Source organism: Pseudonocardia sp. SID8383 (assembly GCF_009864975.1).
Lineage (GTDB): Bacteria > Actinomycetota > Actinomycetes > Mycobacteriales > Pseudonocardiaceae > Pseudonocardia > Pseudonocardia alni.
The window spans coordinates 1-430 of the sequence record NZ_WWFY01000132.1; the positions used below are offsets into that span (position 1 = coordinate 1).

Consider the following 430-nt stretch of genomic DNA (forward strand, 5'->3'; position numbering starts at 1 on the left):
CGCGTGAACGAGCCGTCGGGCGAGGACCCCGTGCGGCCGGACCGCCAGCTGGTCCTCGGTCCCGGCCCCGGTGACCAGCCCGGCGACCCGCGCCGCGGTCCGGGGGTCCGGGGTCCCCGGCAGGTCGATCAACCCGCCCCACCGGTCGGGGTGCTCGAGCGCGACGACCCGGCCGAGGCCCCACAGGGTGCCCTGCTCGGGATCGGTGACCGCGTCACCGGGCGCCGTCCCGACGGCACCGCGGGTCAGGCACCACAGCGGCGCCGTGACGTCGGCGTCGCCGAGTGCCTGGACCAGCGTGAGGGTCCGGGCCAGCGCACCGGGGACGCCCGGGTGCCCCGGATGCGGCCGTCCCGTCGGGTCCGGGAGGGCCACGACCGCGGTGACCGGGCCGTCGGCGGCGTGCCGGGCCAGCTCGGCGGCCCACGCG

Annotated in this window: 1 protein-coding gene; it reads right to left on the reverse strand. The window is 80.2% G+C overall.

Annotated features, from left to right (window positions below; all coding sequences use genetic code 11):
- A partial coding sequence (locus GTW08_RS03055) for a hypothetical protein (protein WP_161151384.1) occupies positions 1–430 on the reverse strand: 430 nt, incomplete at both ends.